A 13,471-nucleotide genomic window follows, 5' to 3' on the forward strand; every position below is an offset into this window, starting at 1 on the left:
GCCCGGCGTCGGTGTCAGGACCGCCGCAGTCCTGCTGGTCACTGCCGGCGACGGCACCGGCTTCCCCACCGCCGCTCACCTCGCCTCCTACGCCGACCTCGCCCCCACCACCCGGCAGTCCGGCACCCCGATCCACGGCGAACACGCACCCCGAGGCGGAAACCGGCAGCTCAAACGCGCCATGTTCCTCTCCGCCTTCGCCTGCATGAACGCCGATCCCGCCTCCCGCACCTCCTACGACAGGCAACGAGCCCGCGGCAAAACCCACACCCAAGCCCTCCTCCGCCTCGCCCGCCAGCGCATCAGCGTCCTGTTCGCCATGCTCCGAGACGGCACCTTCTACGAACCCCGCACCCCCAAGAACCTCGAACTCGCCGCATAACCCCACCACACCCAAACCACCCCAAACCCAACAAGGGCGTCTTGACGAAAGACATAGAGGCACCCCCCCCCGCGCGCCGACGCCAGCGCGCTCATAGCTCAGGGGAGCTACGCTGTGGGGCGCCGCCGTCGAACCGTGTGTCGGATCGCCGTCGGTGCCAGCCCCACCCCCACGCTCACGACGAGCGCTGCCGCGGCCAGCAGAGTGGACCGCCAGGGCCAGGACGCGCCGGTCAGCTCCAGGTGGGCCGAGGGGTACTCGGAGAACTTCGCGGTGACCAGCGCCGTACGACGGTCGCTGTGCTCGGCAAGGTCCCGCAGCACCGGATCGAAGCCGAACTCCCCGGACCGCCGCCCTCCGCCGGGCAGTTCGGCGGCGAGCCCGTTGCGGCGGGCCCAGCCGCCCAGCGCACTGCCGAGGCCGGAGGCGTTGTTGACGCCGGGCACCACGAAGCGATCTGCCCCGTGGGCGCCTCCCTCCGCCGGCCGGGTGGCGAGGACCAGGCCGTGGCGGGTGGTGACGGTGTCACCGGCGCCGATCACCAGCGTGCGGGTGGCGAAGGAGACTCCGCCGTATCCCTCGAAGGCGGCGGCCGCGTCGATCTCCTCAACGCCGTCGACCAGGCCGATGGCCGTGGTGGGGCGCAGCCACGGGAACGCGGCGTTGAGAGCGTACGGGAGGTCGCCGAGGGCGAGATGGTTGGCCGGTATCGTGGTCGGTCCGTCCGGAGTCCAGCCGGGGTAGGACAGACCGGTGCCGATACGGGTCGCCTCCGCCTTGCCGGCCAGTTCCTCGACCGACCGCAGCGCACCCACGGTGCCGGAGGTGACGCCTGCGGTGGTGGTCACCCGCCCGTCCTCGACGTAGCGCCGCCCGCGCTTCCAGTCGACCTTGGGGTAGCTGCGTTCCAGGGAGCCGATGTTGGACCAGAACGACGTGGCGTCGCGGTCGTCGAGCAGACCGGAGGCGGCCAGCAGTTCGGAGCCCGCGCACACCCCGAGGATCCGGGCGCCCTTGCGATGGCGTTCGACGATCCACCGACGCAAGCGCTCCTCGCCCGCGCCGGTGGGGTCGGCCACGGCGGGCACGACCACCACGTCGGGTTCCGGCAGAGTGCCGTCCGCCACCTCGGCCAGCGTGTGGTCGGGCAGCAGATGGGCGCCGCCGGACAGCGGGGAGACACGGCGTTCGGCGGCCACCGTGTAGACGAACATTCTCCGCGACTCGGCGAACACCTGGTAGGGCGCGAGTACATCGGTGGCCACGGAGCCCTCGTTGCTGACCGCGACCGCCACCGTGATCCTGCCCTCCGGCACTGGCCGGGCGGCCGGCCACACCCTGGCATCGGATCCGCGGGGGGCGGCGGCGAAGCTGTCGGCCATCGACGCGCTCACCCCCGCGAAGGCGATCCCCGCGAAGGACGCAGCCGCCAGAGCCGTGCCCAGCAGTACCCAGCCGATACGGCGCAGCGCCCGGTGCCCCTTGCGGGCCCCGGAACTCATCTCAAGCAAGACATACCTCAACAATCTGGGCACATTGTGGCAGCACTGTGCCGTCAGCCCTCATGGAAACGGAAAAAGGGGAAGAAGCGGGGAAAGCGGTCGGAAAGAGACCCTTCGCTGAGGAGGACGGGTCCGTCAGGCAGTCGGCCGCAGCGGTGCGCGCAGCAGCGAGGGCGGGGCTCCGAAGGCGTCGGCGACCACCCGGCGCAGCTGCCGAGCGTCACGGAATCCGCACCGGAGCGCGACCGCCTCCACCGTCAGATCGGTACCGGACAGCAGGGTGCGGGCCCGCTCCAGCCGCAGTTGCCGCTGGTAGGCGAACGGGGTAACGCCGGTGGCCGTGGTGAAGGCCCGCGTCAGACCGCGCGGGGACAGCCCGGCGATGCCAGCGAGTTCGAGCAGGGTGAAGGTGGCGTCCAGATGCTGCGCCAGATGGTCCTGCACCCGGTGCACCGCGGGCTGGACATGGTCGCGGTGCCGCAGGAACGGACTGATCTGTGCCGCGTCCCCGTCCCGCCGCAGATACAGCACCAGTTCACGCGCGACTCCTGCGGCCAGTTCCGGGCCGCGCTCCCGCTCGACCAGGGACAACGCGAGATCGATCCCCGACGAGATACCCGCACTGGTACTGATCCGCCCGTCGTGCACGTAGAGCGCGGCCTCACGCACCCGGGCCCGCGGGTACCGGTCGCGCATCGCCGAGGTAAGCGACCAGTGGGTCGTGCACGCCCTGCCGTCCAGCAGCCCCGCCTCCCCCAGAACGACTGCACCGCTGCACACGGACGCCACCCGGGCACCCGCGTCGTGGGCCTCGCGCACCCAGCGCACCACGGCGGGCGCCACCAGCCGGTCGGATCCGGTCAGCCGGGGGCCCGGCACGAGCACCAGATCACCGGCTGCCGCCCGGCTCGTCGGCAGCGGTGCCAGCCCCGCCAGCCGCAGGCCTTGTGCGGACCGCAGACCGTCCGTCTCGGCGACGTACTCCAGCTGGTAGCCGCCGCCGAGATGCGCAGCAGCGTCGAACACCTGCACGGGACCGCCGAGGTCCAGCAGATTCACCTCGGGCAGCACCAGTACCAGCACCCGCCCAGTACACCCGTTCATCTCTTCGCTCACCCCGCCACAGTAGGCCGCCACGAACCGCCCGCACGAGGTCTCCCAGGGACGGACGGTGGACAGATCTGGCACTGGCCCTTCAGTTGTAGTTCAGGGCGAGTTCGAGGTTGCGGCGTCTGCGGTGGTGTTCGTTGGCGATGGCCTGGTGCTGCCGTCTCCAGTGTGACCAGTGCAGGCCGTGCGCAACTCTGCCGTTGCGCGGTGGGGCTGGTGGGTGGACGAGGGTGAGGAGCTTGCGGATCTCGGCCGCAGTGCAGGAGCTGAGTCGCGCGGGACGGGTGGTGTCCTGACGTTCCCCTTTTTCGTTCCGGGAGCTGTTTTGTCTTCGTTGGCGGCGGTCTGCCGCGGGGGTACGGGGGTGTGGGAGTCGTCTGAGGCGTGGGCGGCCTGGACTGCCAGGAAGGCGGCGGCCAGCATGGAGAGTGTGATGTGGCGGTACCAGCCGTGCCAGTGGCGTACTTCGTAGTCGGCCAGTCCGCACTCGTGCTTGGCGAGTTTGATCGCGTCCTCCACCCTCCAGCGCGCCGGCGACCTGGGCCAGGTGCTGTGGCGGGGTACCGGAGGGCCCCCAGGCCAGGTAGTAGTCGCGTTTGTCGGGATGCTCCGGACGGCGACGGGCGATCATCCAGCGGCTGGACCAGGGCTGCCCTGGTGCCGCGGCGCCTATGGGTTCCTCCGGGTCGATGACCGGGCGGATCCACCACTGCCACCAGCGGGAGCCGCTCCGGTGGGGCCTGCCTCGATCAGCTGCCACTCGCTCTCGTCCGCCGCGGCGGCCAGCTTGTCGATCCGCCGCCAGCCAGGTGCCCTCAGGGAGCAGGGGACGGATCCGGTCGATCATCTTCTCGGCGAGGCGGGGCTTGGTGGCGAACCCGACGGTCTCGGGCACCTGCGCGGTCACACGCCGCTCACGGTCGTCGGCCCACGTGCGGGGCAGGTAGATCTCCCGGTCGACCAGCGCCGTCCCACGGCTGGTGGCCCAGGCCGCGAACACACCGATCTGGCAGGGGAAGACACCGCCGAGGCTGCCGGAGAACTGCCGGCGACACCGACGGACGTCTCGCCCTTCTTCGCGAACCCGGTCTCATCGATGACCAGCACCCCGCCCGCCCCGTCGGCCAGCCCCTCCAGCGTGTACTGACTTCGGCTCGTCAGGGTGATGTTGGGGTGTCGATGGCCAGGCCGGTGCCGGCTATGAAGCCGTCGAGGGTTTCGGGCCGGTACTGAAGTCGTTTGAGCCGGTTGCGTACGAGGGCCGCGAGCCGGTCGAGGGCGACCACGGCGAGGTTGGCCAGGCTGCGCTTGACGTGTGCCCAGACCCACTCCACGGGGTTGAGGTCGGGCAAGTAGGCCGGAAGCAGGAACACCGTCAGCCAGGCACGCTCGGCGATCAGCCCGCGCATGGCGTGCGAGACGTGGGTGTTCAGCCGGTCCCAGACCAGCACGATCGGTGCCTTGACGAGTTGGTGGGCGCCGTCGATCAGTGCGATGAAATCACGTTCGCCCATGCTGCGGCGCTTGCCCTTGCCGGAGCGGTGGGTGCGCAGGCGGTGGCACAGCCGGGTCCGGGAGCCGGGCCGCATGGCGATCAGTCCTGCCACCGACAAACGTCCCGAGCGTCGTCCGCTCACCGTCACCTGCGGGGTCACTCCGCGCCGGCCCCAGGTGCGTCCTTGGGCGGCCGTCGGGTGAAGCCTGCCTCGTCCTCGAAGCAGATGTAGCCCCCACAGGCCGCCCGGGTTCTTTTACCTCCGCCCAGGTCGCCTCCTTCCATGCGGTGACGGCCGGCTCGTCCCGCTCGGCCACCCGCCGCGCGGGGACCTGCGGGCTGAAGCCGAGCCGGTGCATCAGCCTCGTCGCCCCGGAGACGCTGTAGGAGACGTGGAACTTCCGGCCGATCAGCGTGGCCACCCTCGCCGCGGTCCACACCTGGTCCTCCACCCAGCCATGCGCGGCCGGCCCCTGCTCCAGATACGCTGCCAGCTTCTCCAGACAGCGCGGGGACAGACGGCACCGCGACCCGCCCGGGCCACGGGAGCCAGAGCCTGAGCACCGCCGTCCCGCCACAGCTGCTGCCACTGGTAGGCCGACTTCACACTCACCCGCAGGCTCCGTGCCACTTCCGACGGCTTGGTTCCCTGCTCGAACAACTCGGCCGCCTGCATCCGCACCGTCTCCCGGCGCAGCCGTCCCGCAGCGGTCAGCCCGCCCCCATCCGCATACCTCACACACCACGGATTACAGCCACCACGGCGAACGCGTCAGGGACTTCGAGAAGGTTCACCCCAACGAGCCGAAGTCAGTAACGGCAGATCCGCTCGCGCAGCTCGTCAACGTCCCACCTCGCCCGGTCGAGCAGGTGCTGCTGTCCGTCGGGACGCCGCCAGCCGGCGTACTCCGCCAGCTGCCAGCCGTTCTTCCGGGAGACCGGACCCAACAACCCACACACGCACGCCGTAGCCCGCCGTCGCAGATCCGCCCGCGGGAAGACATCAGCAATCTGCAGCAATAGCTCCTGCAACTGGGCGTCCCACGCAGTGACTTGAGCCACCTCAGCCGACCAATTCTCCATGACCGGCAATTACCCGACGCATCTGATCACCGAACTACCCATCGGTGCTCAGCTCCTCGCCGTCGTCGTGACCATCCGGGCCGCGCGAGGCGGCGTCGGCAACGTCACAGGCACGGACCTGCGCTCGTTGAGGCTGATCATTAGGCGGCCGGCGCCGACAGCTGGGGGCGCACCGGCTGCCGCCCGAGTCGGATAGTCCCAACGATGCCGACGTGCATGAACGCACGGCGCAGCGGCCGGCGTCGTGGAACGGACGCGCGGTGATAGCCGCCATCGCGGTGGCCACCGTGGTACGCGACCTGCCCAGGTGAGCGTCCATGAGCTGTTTGGAGAACTGGTAGTGCGGAGCTGGCGTGCCGCAGCCAGCCGGCCATCGTCACCCGCGCCGTGCCCGGACATCCTGACAGCGCCTTCCGGCAGCAGATCCCTCTCGGCGCCGACAGCTGTCCAGTCAAGGAAGCACCGACTCAGTCCGAGGCGGCGGAGGTGGTGGTGTCAGTGAGGGCGTCGAGTCGGGCAGCGAGGCCGGGGTGGAGGTGTGTCAGGTAGGGGCGAGTGGCGTTCAGGGGGCGGACGAGGGCGGCGGGATCGTCCTGGGCGAGGGCCGCGTCGAGCTGGCTGACGGGGCCGCGGGCGGTGGCGGGGAGTTCGGTGAGGGCGGTGATCTGACCGGCGATGCGGCGCAGGTCGGCGGCGTTGCGGCGGGCCCAGGCGGTGAGGGCGCGGTCGGCGGCGCGGCGTTCGCGGGTCGCCTGGACGCGTTGTTCACCGGTGGTGCCGGTGGTGCCGGTGGGGCCGGGCTGGCCTCGCAGGTAGCGGCGTTCGGCGGCCTGGCGGCTGGCGACGCCGAGCGGGTGGGCGAGGTCGGCCCAGCTGGCGCCCGCGGCGCGGGCTGTTTCGATCAGGCCGCTCTCCCAGCCGGCGAGCTGCTCGCGAACCTGCCGCAGCAGCAGCAGCGAGGCCAGGGCCTGCTCCGGGTCGGGGCCGGTATCAGGGGCATCGGAGGTCTCTTGCCGGGCAGCATGCAGAGCGTCGTCTATGGCGCGCAAGGCCGCGGCGGCGGCGAGGAACGAGGCCGGGCTGCGGCCGTCGGTGCTGGAAAAGGCCGGGCGGTCGGCTGCTGCCATGGGCACCTCCTGCCATCGTGTCGTCCATTCGATGACATCGTGCTTGTCGTCCATTGGATGACATGTTACAACGGCTTCTGTGAGGCGCATTGGCAGCAACTGCCCGAACCTTCTGGAGGTGTTTCACGATGTTGATGCGCACCGACCCCTTCCGTGAGCTCGACCGGCTGGCTCAGCAGCTGATGGGTCCGGGCACCTGGTCGCGGCCGTCCGCGATGGCAATGGACGCCTACCGCGAGGGTGACGAGTACGTGGTGGCCTTCGACCTGCCGGGCGTCAGTCCGGAGGCGATCGACATCGACGTCGAGCGGAACATGCTGACCGTCAAGGCCGAGCGCCGACCCGTGGCGAAGGGCGACAACGTGCAGATGGAACTCTCCGAGCGGCCCCTGGGCGTCTTCTCCCGCCAGATCGTGCTCGCCGACACCCTCGACACCGAGCACATCAAGGCCGACTACGACGCCGGGGTGCTCACCCTGCACATCCCGATCGCCGAGCGTGCCAAGCCCCGCAAGATCTCCATCGGCGTCGGATCCGGCCGCAAGGAGATCTCCGGCTGATCGCAGGCGACAGGGGCCGATCAGCAGCGGAGGGTGGGCATCTCCCCCTCACCCGCCCTCCGCACCCACCGGAGCACAGAAGTCGAAGAAGGGCGGCGGCCGACGTGACCCTGCGAATCGAAGCGTTTCTCGACCATGTGAAGGAACGCGGCGAGTACGAAAGCGAGCAGGAAGCAGAACGTGCGGCCCGCGTGGTCCTCGCCCTGCTCGGCGCGCACCTGGTCGGCGAGGTACGCGCCCAGCTGGCGGCGCGTCTGCCGGAGGGCTTCGCCCTGATCCTGCTCAACCCGCTGCAAAGCGCCGAGCCGCTGCCACCGGAGCGGTTCGTGCGGGCGACGGCGGCCTGGATCGAGGGGGCCACCGAGCAGACCGCAACCTGGGACGTCAGCGCCGTCCTCAGTACGGTCGCCGACGCTGCCGGTGATGGCCTCCTCAAGCAGATCCTGCTTCAGCTCCCCGCAGGCTACGACCTGCTCTTCGGCCGCCCCCAGCCCACCTGACCACCCCACTCCCGGTGTCCGCACATCCGTGCGGACACCGGCACCCCAGCGAGAGAATGGCAACCACCGCAGTGATGTCCACTGGCTCAGTGCACCGGCCGCACCCAGGCACTGACCGCCAACTGGGCCCGGCCGTGGACAGCACCGGAAACGTGGCACTTCCGGCACCACCTGGCCAGCACAGAACAGCTGTCGCACCTGTCGGTAATCACCCCGGAGCGCCGTCTGGCGGTGGCCAGCGGCCTGGAGCGCGCCTTCGCGCTGGCCGAGCCGGTGCGCCGGATTGCCCAGCCCCTCACGGTGCCGCCCGGTGTCGACTACCACCGCCTGTCCACCAGCGAGCACGCGTGGATCTTCAACGAGCTGATCGTCCCGATGCACCTGAGTGCCATCACCCCGCAGGACGACCCCGTCACCCTGTACGTGATGGGCCCGCAAGGAGCGGGAAAGACCCACGCGGCGCGCGCTCTGCGTCGCGCGCTGCGCCGGCGCAGGCCCACCCGGATCGAGGGCGGCATCTTCAAAGCGACGCACCCCGACTACCGCCAGCTCCTCGCAGAACAGCCGCGCCCGGCCTCCGCCCGCATCAGGGCCGACTACCGGGCCTGGCAGGAGATGGCCGAAGTGTACGTACGGGCGCGCCGTGGCGACCTTCTGATGGAGATCGCCCCCGACAGCGTCAGTCACTTCCTCGACGGTGCGCGCCGCCATCACCAGGCGGGCCACCGCGTGGAGCTGGTCGTGATCGGGGCGCGCGCCGCGGACAGCCGGCTGGGCACTGCGACCCGGTGCGCCGAGGTGGCCCGCCTGGGCGGCGCCCCCAGGTTCACCGCGGCTGCCGCGCACGCGGCGACCTTCAACGTCGTCCCGAACGTGGTCGACGCCGCCGAACAGTCACCGTACGTGCACTGCGTCTCGGTCATCCGCAGAGACCTGACCGCGGTGTACCGCAACGAGCGCACCCCGGACGGAGCCTGGAGCAGGTCGCCCCGGGGCGCGCACGTAGTGGAGGCCGAGCAGAGCCGCCCGTACACGCAGGCCGAAGCAGCCCAGCTCCTCGCCACCCTTCAGCGCCTGCGGGGCGAACTGCCGCAGTACCGGTCGGTTCTCGTCGAGATCGCCACGCTGGCCTGGCCCTTGATGCCCGCCCACCTGCAGCCACGCACCCTCGCCTCCACGATCACCGCAGCGCCGCTGCCCGTCCTTCAACGGAATTCCGGCCACTGGCCGCCCAGCTCCTGGGAACGGGCCCCGTAGCGGGCCGCGATCTTGGCCACTTCCTCCGGGCCGGCGTCCTGAAGCGCCTGCAGATCGGCGGCGCACATCGCCAGTTCCTCCTTCAGGGTCTTCAGGCGCTCAGGGGCTTCGCCGACGCCCGCTCGATCTTCGGCAGCGTCTTCATCTTCTCCTTGACCGTCTCGCGCTCGGCCTTGGCCAGCAGCTTCGTCGCGATCAGCACCTCCAGGAGGTCGAGCGCGTCGTCGACGGCCCGGGTCGTCAGGTAGACGGTGGTGGCCAGCAACGTCGCCAGCCGTCGGGAGCCGCCGGCGCAGCAGCGACGCCTTGCCGTCCACGCCGTACCGGGACAGTTCCGCCAGGCGCCGCGGCGGGATCGCCAGCCAGCCATCGGCCTGACCACAGCGCTTCTGCGCCGACCGACACCCGGCCGGTGCTGTTCGGGGCTGACCCGTCCAGGCGTGAGGCCGGACCGGCAGAGCGGCCCGGCCTCACATCACCGACCGGTCAGGGCGTCAGGTCCAGGACGCGGACCGGCTCTCCCTCCCACCGGTTCGGGGCGGTGGTCGCGACGATCGCACCGTCGGGACGGTCCGCGGTGGGCTGCGCCGCGTACTGGCTGTGCGCCGCGGCCCATGTCTCCTGCTGCGCGATCGCGAGAGCGGCCGGCAGGTCCAGGTCCAGGACAGTGATGCCGGGCAGAGACACCAGGTGTTCTGCCGTGCCGGGACGTGCGCGGTCGGCTTCGACGAGCGCACAGGCCGGGGCGTAGAGGAACCAGCCGGGCTCGGCATGAGCCCGGTGGATGAGGCGGGATGCGAGGACGTTGCCCTGGCCGGCTGCGGCCATCGCCGTGTCGTCCAGAACGATTCGCATGGCGTCGCTCACCGGGCCGTCACCTGTGCCAGGCGCCGGTCCAGCTCACTGTCCAGGTCATCCTGCTCGGCAGCAGTGGGGGCGTAGCCGTTCCACTCCTTCAACGCAGCACGGGCCTTCTCGGCACGCTCCGCACGCTCGGCCGGGGTCAGCATCGTCTCAGCCAGGCGCGCTAGATAGGCACGCAGCGACAGACCCTCAGCGGCCGCGATCGCTGCAAGCCGGTCCTTGGCCTCTTCGGGGATACGAACATTGGCATCGGACATCGTCGCACTCCTTCCCATCCCTCAAGGGTACGGGTACGTACCCGTACGCAGCGCCGCCTTCCCCCGCGACCGCTTGGGCTGCTGTCCTGTCCCTGCGACGCGTGGGCGGTCCCGCCGACGACGAAGCCGCCACCACCAGCGGCCCGCCGGCGCGGCCGCGCAGCTGGTGTGCTCCGCCGAGTTGCAAGCGAGTCCCCATCCCCGTGAGGGCAATCACGGCCCTCACGGGGTCACCCTCCGACGGGACTGGTGCGGGCCGTCCGACCAGGAGGCGTCGACGGTGCCCCGGCTTGGTTGGGCGTGCCAGCCCGACATGGTGGGGAATCTCGCCTGCGTGCGCTGCGCGCTCCGCACCCCATGGATCTGTCAGAAGCCCGGCACGAGGACGTACGTCGACGGACACATCCCCACGGCCAGGGGAAACTGCTTCGACGCCTGGAGCCACGTCGGCCGCCACGGCACCCACCGCGCGATGGTGCTGAGCTGCCCGGAGGCGGCACTGCTGCAGGGTGCCGAGCCCCACCTCCGCAACGTCGCCACCGGGCGTGGAGTGCGTCATGAGCTCGCCGTCACCGTCCGTGCCGTACTGGCCGACTGGGACAACCGCCACCCCGCCTGCTGAGACAAGACCAGGGCACACAGACAACCGACCCTCTGGCCAGCGGGCGCCAACCGGATCAGCCCTTGACCGGGCAGCCTTTAGCCCTGCATTTACCCCTTATAACCCGATCGAACATGCCGACCGCGACAAGGCCACCGTCGCGCGGGAACCGCGTTCGTCGTCGCCGCAGGCCCGTTCGACCGAGCTAGCCGCGCTCGGGTTCGTCGTGGATGGTCAATGCTCCGGCGAGGTCGAGGTCGGCGACAGTGCCGTGTGCCCCGGCCCGGACGAGCAGCACTGCGCCGAGCGCGGTGCTCCAGAACGTCCTGACCTCCATGTTGAGCGGTCGACGGGCCCTCCAGCCGCGACTGTCGATGAGCTGGCTCACGAAGTGCTCGGATTGCCGGAATAGCAACTGGAGGTGCCGGTCGACCACGGGGGCGAGTTCGGGCTTGGAGATCCCGGCGGCGAGTGCTCGCGCGACCGATGGGAGCGAGGGCATGGCCAGTACGGCGCGGGCGATGTTGCGCCTGAATGTCGCGGCATCGGGGGCTTGGCGACCGAGGCGCTCAATCCGTCGGGCGTCGTGCAGCAAGCCGAGAAAGGCGGCGTGCACGAGCAGCGAGTCCTTGGAGCCGAAGTAGTAGGTGACCTGATTGGGGAAGGCGCCTGCCGCGTTCGCGATCTCCGCGACGCTCACTTCGGCGCCGGGCCGCTCCTTGCAGAGCCGTGCAGTTGCCTCGATCAGCCGGAGCCTCGTCGCGCGACCGCGGTCACGCGACCGAGCCGACGTTGATCGAGCTTCGGTTCGCTTCTTCTCCACACCTGAATTGTATGTGATACAACAAGGCTGTTCACTTGTATCGCATACAAGAAAGGTTGAAGAGCATGCACCGGACTGAAGTCGTCGTGACCGGACTCGGCGCGATCACACCACTCGGTAGAGACGTGGAGTCCACCTGGAAAGCCCTGCTTGCCGGTAAGTCGGGCATCCGCGGCGGCGTCCTGCGCGGCCACGAGGATGCTGGCCTTCCCGACACCGTCGCGGGGACGATGGCGATCGACCCCGCCGAGTCGCTGCTGCCGGTGCAGGCCAGGCGGCTCGACCGCTCGCAGCAGGCGGCCTTGGCCGCGGCGGCCGAAGCCTGGGCCGATGCCGGTCCCCCGCGGGTGGACCCGGGCCGGCTTGCATCAGCGATCGGCACGGGCATCGGGGGTGTACGGACGCTGCTGAAGGAGGACGACGTACTGGAGGCGGCCGGGACACGGCGCGTCTCGCCGCGCACGGTACCGATGCTCATGCCCAATGCGGCGGCGGCGCTGATCAGTATCGAATACGGCGCACGGGCCGGGGTCTACACGCCTGTCTCGGCGTGCTCTTCCGGTGCCGAGGCTATCGCCCTGGGGGCCAGGCTCATCCGTGCCGGCGAGGCGGACGTGGTCATCGCGGGCGGGACCGAGGCCGCGATCACTCCGATCACCGTCGCTGGCTTCGTCCAGGCACAGGCACTGTCGCGGTACACCGCCGAACCCGCTTCAGCGTCCAGGCCGTTCGCCGCGGACCGCAGCGGATTCGTCCTCAGTGAAGGTGCCGCTGTCGTGGTGCTCGAAAGCGCTGAGCATGCCAGCGGCCGGCGCGCGCGCGTCCACGCGGTGCTCGCGGGAGCCGGCATCGCCGCCGACGCTCACCACATCACGGCACCCGCTCCCGACGGCTCCGGTCAGATCTCCGCTATGCGGAAGGCCCTTGCGCAAGCTGGTTTGGCTCCCGAGCAGATCAGCCACATCAACGCCCACGCCACCGGAACTCCGGTCGGCGACGTCGCCGAGGCACGCGCGATCGGAGAGGTCTTCGGCCGCGCCACCGTGACAGCCCCCAAGGCGGCACTCGGTCATCTCTTTGGCGCGGCTGGTGCGATCGAGGCGCTCGTCGCCGTCCTCAGTGTGGAGCACGGCGTCATCCCGCCGACCCGCAACCTCACCGCGGCCGGCGTGGGGCCCGACATCGATCTCGATGTCGTCGCAGAGCGACGAGACGTTCCCCAGGAGGCCGTGCTCAGCAATTCCTTCGGCTTCGGCGGACAGAACGTCTCACTCATCGTCACCGGCGCACGGCACCACGCGTCCCGTACGGCCTCGACGACACCATGACCCCCGCGAACGCACCATTGTCCGTGGAGGGTCGCCGCCGATTGATCGAACGTTGCAAGACTCGTCCGATCGCGCATGTCGCTGCAGAGATGGGGATTTCCCGAGCAACGGCGTCGAAGTGGGTGAACCGGCACCGGCGACGCGGCGAACTCGGGTTGGTTGATCGAAGCTCGGCGCCGCACCATCAGCCGAGTGCGACATCAGTCGGCGTGGTCACACGCATTGAGGAGATGCGGCGTGCCCACAAGTGGTCGGCCACTCGTATCGCCTCTCGTAGGGGGACTCGTTCAGCGCGACTTCGGTCACGGTCGGATCTCCTGAGTAGGGCGTCCGGACCGACGGGGTGTCACGTCCGGTTGCTGCGGACACGGTCAGCCCGGGCGCGGCGTCGAAAGCGCTCACGGTACGCCGGAAAGAGTCATTACTCCGGCTGGTTCCCGGCGACAGCTAATCCTCGGGTGTCCTGGAGCTGGCCGAACGACAAGCGCCAGGCAAAGGTCAGGGCGGCCGTCGCGGCGTTGGGCGGCAGCATGCTGTTCACGTAGCCGAGTCGCGATCTTCAGCTCCGTCCGCGGCCCAGTG

15 protein-coding genes and 4 pseudogenes are annotated in these 13,471 nt (G+C 70.1%); 8 read left to right on the forward strand and 11 right to left on the reverse strand.

What is annotated here, in order from left to right; all coding sequences use genetic code 11:
* A partial coding sequence (locus ACIOHC_RS41385; RefSeq protein ID WP_401846632.1) for a transposase occupies positions 1-382 on the forward strand: 382 nt, incomplete at its 5' end.
* 107 nt (positions 383-489) lie between these two features.
* Here ACIOHC_RS41385 and ACIOHC_RS41390 read toward each other — a convergent pair.
* The 6 genes and pseudogenes from ACIOHC_RS41390 to ACIOHC_RS41415 all read right to left on the reverse strand — a co-directional run bounded on the left by ACIOHC_RS41390 (position 490) and on the right by ACIOHC_RS41415 (position 5,551).
* The gene (locus tag ACIOHC_RS41390) at positions 490-1,884 is read right to left on the reverse strand and encodes a DJ-1/PfpI family protein (protein ID WP_365693933.1); all 1,395 of its coding nucleotides are present in this window, start codon (positions 1,882-1,884) and stop codon (positions 490-492) included.
* Positions 1,885-2,019: 135 nt separating this feature from the next.
* Positions 2,020-3,000: a DJ-1/PfpI family protein gene (locus ACIOHC_RS41395; protein ID WP_365693934.1), complete on the reverse strand. Its 981-nt coding sequence runs from the start codon at positions 2,998-3,000 to the stop codon at positions 2,020-2,022.
* A 79-nt stretch (positions 3,001-3,079) separates the two neighbouring features.
* Positions 3,080-4,057: pseudogene (locus ACIOHC_RS41400) on the reverse strand (transposase); the annotation flags it as partial.
* 94 nt (positions 4,058-4,151) lie between these two features.
* Positions 4,152-4,637, reverse strand: coding sequence for a transposase (locus ACIOHC_RS41405; protein ID WP_365693936.1), 486 nt, complete (start codon positions 4,635-4,637; stop codon positions 4,152-4,154).
* A gap of 8 nt (positions 4,638-4,645) precedes the next feature.
* Positions 4,646-5,165, reverse strand: a pseudogene (locus ACIOHC_RS41410) (transposase).
* Between the two features lie 134 nt (positions 5,166-5,299).
* Positions 5,300-5,551 carry a transposase gene (locus tag ACIOHC_RS41415; protein WP_351079994.1) on the reverse strand — a complete coding sequence of 84 codons (252 nt, stop codon included), beginning with the start codon at positions 5,549-5,551 and terminating at the stop codon, positions 5,300-5,302.
* Between the two features lie 19 nt (positions 5,552-5,570).
* Here ACIOHC_RS41415 and ACIOHC_RS41420 point away from each other — a divergent pair, with 19 nt between their 5' ends.
* A complete protein-coding gene (locus ACIOHC_RS41420; protein ID WP_365693938.1) occupies positions 5,571-5,768 on the forward strand; it encodes a hypothetical protein in 198 nt (65 codons plus the stop codon).
* 271 nt (positions 5,769-6,039) lie between these two features.
* Here ACIOHC_RS41420 and ACIOHC_RS41425 read toward each other — a convergent pair whose 3' ends face one another.
* Positions 6,040-6,699, reverse strand: coding sequence for a type III effector protein (locus ACIOHC_RS41425; protein ID WP_351079991.1), 660 nt, complete (start codon positions 6,697-6,699; stop codon positions 6,040-6,042).
* A gap of 128 nt (positions 6,700-6,827) precedes the next feature.
* Here ACIOHC_RS41425 and ACIOHC_RS41430 point away from each other — a divergent pair, with 128 nt between their 5' ends.
* From ACIOHC_RS41430 to ACIOHC_RS41440, 3 genes are all read left to right on the forward strand, one after another.
* Positions 6,828-7,259: an Hsp20/alpha crystallin family protein gene (locus ACIOHC_RS41430; protein ID WP_351079990.1), complete on the forward strand. Its 432-nt coding sequence runs from the start codon at positions 6,828-6,830 to the stop codon at positions 7,257-7,259.
* Positions 7,260-7,363: 104 nt separating this feature from the next.
* On the forward strand, positions 7,364-7,759 hold the full coding sequence (locus ACIOHC_RS41435) for a DUF2267 domain-containing protein (protein ID WP_351079988.1): 396 nt from the start codon (positions 7,364-7,366) through the stop codon (positions 7,757-7,759).
* Between the two features lie 231 nt (positions 7,760-7,990).
* Positions 7,991-9,016 carry a zeta toxin family protein gene (locus ACIOHC_RS41440; protein ID WP_365693941.1) on the forward strand — a complete coding sequence of 342 codons (1,026 nt, stop codon included), beginning with the start codon at positions 7,991-7,993 and terminating at the stop codon, positions 9,014-9,016.
* Between the two features lie 94 nt (positions 9,017-9,110).
* Here the strand turns inward: ACIOHC_RS41440 and ACIOHC_RS41445 are convergent.
* The 3 genes and pseudogenes from ACIOHC_RS41445 to ACIOHC_RS41455 form a co-directional block, all read right to left on the reverse strand.
* Positions 9,111-9,372: pseudogene (locus ACIOHC_RS41445) on the reverse strand (hypothetical protein); the annotation flags it as partial.
* A gap of 130 nt (positions 9,373-9,502) precedes the next feature.
* A complete protein-coding gene (locus ACIOHC_RS41450) occupies positions 9,503-9,871 on the reverse strand; it encodes a hypothetical protein (protein ID WP_351080027.1) in 369 nt (122 codons plus the stop codon).
* Between the two features lie 8 nt (positions 9,872-9,879).
* Positions 9,880-10,137 (reverse strand): hypothetical protein, encoded by a 258-nt coding sequence (locus tag ACIOHC_RS41455; protein WP_351079985.1) that lies wholly within the window; start codon positions 10,135-10,137, stop codon positions 9,880-9,882.
* Between the two features lie 280 nt (positions 10,138-10,417).
* Here ACIOHC_RS41455 and ACIOHC_RS41460 point away from each other — a divergent pair, with 280 nt between their 5' ends.
* Positions 10,418-10,759: a hypothetical protein gene (locus ACIOHC_RS41460; RefSeq protein WP_351079983.1), complete on the forward strand. Its 342-nt coding sequence runs from the start codon at positions 10,418-10,420 to the stop codon at positions 10,757-10,759.
* A gap of 184 nt (positions 10,760-10,943) precedes the next feature.
* Here ACIOHC_RS41460 and ACIOHC_RS41465 read toward each other — a convergent pair whose 3' ends face one another.
* Positions 10,944-11,561 carry a TetR/AcrR family transcriptional regulator C-terminal domain-containing protein gene (locus ACIOHC_RS41465; RefSeq protein WP_351079981.1) on the reverse strand — a complete coding sequence of 206 codons (618 nt, stop codon included), beginning with the start codon at positions 11,559-11,561 and terminating at the stop codon, positions 10,944-10,946.
* Positions 11,562-11,626: 65 nt separating this feature from the next.
* Between ACIOHC_RS41465 and ACIOHC_RS41470 the strand changes: the two genes are divergently transcribed.
* Together ACIOHC_RS41470 and ACIOHC_RS41475 are read left to right on the forward strand one after the other, a co-directional pair.
* Complete coding sequence (locus ACIOHC_RS41470; RefSeq protein WP_401846641.1) at positions 11,627-12,889, forward strand: beta-ketoacyl-[acyl-carrier-protein] synthase family protein; 1,263 nt, start codon at positions 11,627-11,629, stop codon at positions 12,887-12,889.
* Positions 12,886-13,158, forward strand: a pseudogene (locus ACIOHC_RS41475) (helix-turn-helix domain-containing protein); the annotation flags it as partial. The gene ACIOHC_RS41470 and the pseudogene ACIOHC_RS41475, both read left to right, overlap by 4 nt.
* Positions 13,159-13,471: the final 313 nt, after the last annotated feature.

Origin of the sequence: Streptomyces sp. NPDC088252 (genome assembly GCF_044740965.1) — a bacterium.
Taxonomy (GTDB): domain Bacteria; phylum Actinomycetota; class Actinomycetes; order Streptomycetales; family Streptomycetaceae; genus Streptomyces.

Coding starts and splice junctions, on each gene's coding strand:
- ACIOHC_RS41450 (WP_351080027.1), bottom strand. CDS start 9,871: ATGCGAATCGTTCTGGACGACACGGCGATGGCCGCAGCCGGCCAGGGC.
- ACIOHC_RS41470 (WP_401846641.1), top strand. CDS start 11,627: ATGCACCGGACTGAAGTCGTCGTGACCGGACTCGGCGCGATCACACCA.
- ACIOHC_RS41420 (WP_365693938.1), top strand. CDS start 5,571: ATGACCGGCAATTACCCGACGCATCTGATCACCGAACTACCCATCGGT.
- ACIOHC_RS41425 (WP_351079991.1), bottom strand. CDS start 6,699: ATGGCAGCAGCCGACCGCCCGGCCTTTTCCAGCACCGACGGCCGCAGC.
- ACIOHC_RS41455 (WP_351079985.1), bottom strand. CDS start 10,137: ATGTCCGATGCCAATGTTCGTATCCCCGAAGAGGCCAAGGACCGGCTT.
- ACIOHC_RS41390 (WP_365693933.1), bottom strand. CDS start 1,884: ATGAGTTCCGGGGCCCGCAAGGGGCACCGGGCGCTGCGCCGTATCGGC.
- ACIOHC_RS41430 (WP_351079990.1), top strand. CDS start 6,828: ATGTTGATGCGCACCGACCCCTTCCGTGAGCTCGACCGGCTGGCTCAG.